The sequence below is a fragment of the Mogibacterium pumilum genome (assembly GCF_002243385.1).
GTDB lineage: Bacteria > Bacillota > Clostridia > Peptostreptococcales > Anaerovoracaceae > Mogibacterium > Mogibacterium pumilum.
In genome coordinates this window covers 1,762,779-1,764,936 of sequence record NZ_CP016199.1, presented here as the reverse complement: position 1 = coordinate 1,764,936, position 2,158 = coordinate 1,762,779, and the positions used below count along the sequence as shown (strand labels likewise).

At 46.5% G+C, this 2,158-nt stretch carries 1 protein-coding gene; it reads left to right on the top strand.

Translation table 11 applies throughout. From position 1 onward, the window contains the following. Positions 1-708: 708 nt before the first annotated feature. Positions 709-2,064: a group II intron reverse transcriptase/maturase gene (gene ltrA / locus AXF17_RS08430; RefSeq protein ID WP_237049005.1), complete on the top strand. Its 1,356-nt coding sequence runs from the start codon at positions 709-711 to the stop codon at positions 2,062-2,064. Positions 2,065-2,158 lie beyond the last annotated feature (94 nt).

Below are 2,158 nucleotides of genomic sequence, written 5' to 3'. Positions count from 1 at the left end.
TTGAGGAACAACAAAGGACGGAGAATTTAACTAATCATGGTTAAATCTCCGTCCTTTTTAGATTATCCAAATTATGATGTGTACCCCTTGTCAGGGACAACATTGATTTTTTTGGGGTGTTTTTTTATTACCCCAACAAGTGTATAGGTAGGGGTTTAAAACACCACAATGAAATGGATAGGTACCTCCTAAACCCCAAAAGAATTTATAGAACCTGAACTTTTAGATGTATTAAGGTCGGTGGCATATGCTACCGACCTTTTGTCGGTGTGCCGGGCATGGCACAGTTCTTACTGGTGAGAGTCCAGTCACGGGTATTTACCGCCAAGTGTAGCGAACCGCAAGCGGAAAGCAGTAATGCTCAAGTGAAGGAAGCGGTGTAGCAAAGCCATCGAGCCTACGAACAGAAACCGGATACAAGGCTAAACGGTGGGTGAGGTTGCTACACAAACCGAAGCCCAAAAGGTAAACGTATCACCGAGACAGTAAATCCGGAGGTTGTGTGGCGAAAGAACTATGTCTTACCCCGGGAGACCCGGACGGCGTGGAAACACGTGCGGAAAAGGCTTGCGTCCGGGAGTCAGCTTAGACCATAGTACCGGGAGCACGAACGGGAAGGGTCTAATGTCAATGTATTGCAAATCACTGCAAGCAAGGTCGGAATAATCCGAAATCGAGGATATGCTCTGAAAGCAGAAACGTAAGTCTGTGGAGGCAAAAGGTAGAGGGGATGATTTCCGGCAGTTTTACGAACAGAAAGAGGAGCAACAAGTGGAATTAATCGAATGGATATTACAGGACAGGAATATTGACGAGGCAATCAAGAACGTCAAGCGAAACAAAGGTGCAGCCGGAGTCGATGGGATGACGGTAGATGAACTTGACGTGTATTTTACTCTTCATAGGGAAGAGCTGAAGACTCAGATACGTGAAGGTAAATACAGGCCGAGTCCGGTAAGAAGGGTCTACATACCTAAAGCCAACGGCAAGAAGAGACCTCTCGGAATACCGACAGTCACAGACAGAGTTGTACAGCAGATGACAGCACAGATACTGTCTCTGGGATATGACAAATATTTCAGTGACCATAGTTATGGGTTCCGAGCGAACAGAGATTGCCATGGAGCGATAGAGAAAGCCCTCGAATACCTCAACGAGGGATATGAGTGGGTGATAGACCTTGACATCGAGAAGTATTTCGACACGGTAAACCATGACAAGTTAATTTCAATACTCAGAGAACGCATTAATGATGCGAAAACGCTACGACTGATTCGACAGTTTCTAAGAGCTGGAGTCATGGAAGATGGCTTGGTAAGCCCAAGTGAAGAAGGGGTACCGCAAGGTGGACCTCTTTCACCTATACTATCCAACATCTACCTTGACAAGCTCGACAAGGAACTGGAATCAAGGGGACTTCATTTTGTCAGATACGCTGACGACTGCGACATCTTCGTGAAAAGTGAAATGGCGGCAGACAGAGTGATGAAGTCTGTGACAAGCTGGCTGGAGCGCAAACTTCGGCTGAGAGTCAGTGCCACTAAGACAAAGGTAGTAAGACCTACGAAGAGTAACTTTCTGGGATTCACATTCTGGAAGAGCAAAGACGGTTGGAAGTGCAGGCTTGCCAAAGACCGAAAGAAGAAACTCTATGAGAAGACTCGTGAGATTCTTTGTCGGAAGAAAGCGGCTGCGCGAACCATAAAGTCTACCTTTATGCAACTGAACTGGCTCATCCGGGGGTGGATAAACTACTACAGAATCGGTAGCATGAAAGGCTTTCTTGATGAATATGGACAATGGCTGAGGCACAAGGTGAGAGTAGTGATACTCAAACAGTGGAAAAAGCCGAAGACCATATTCAAGAACCTGATGGCTCTGAATAGGATTCAGGAATGTGGCCTTGAGGAGAAAAGATTGTTAAGCGTGGCAAACGCAAGGCAGGGATGGTACCGAATGGCTACTATTCGGGATATTAATTTCCTGCTCAATCCAACGATACTTGGCAAAAAGACAAAGAGCCGACCGGGATTGGTCGACCCTTTGGCGTATTATCTGAATTAACGCTTGATTCTATGTTGATGTAGCGCCGTATACGAGACCCGTACGTACGGTGCAACGGGAGGGTTGAGGGCTAACGCCCTCGCTCTACCCTATT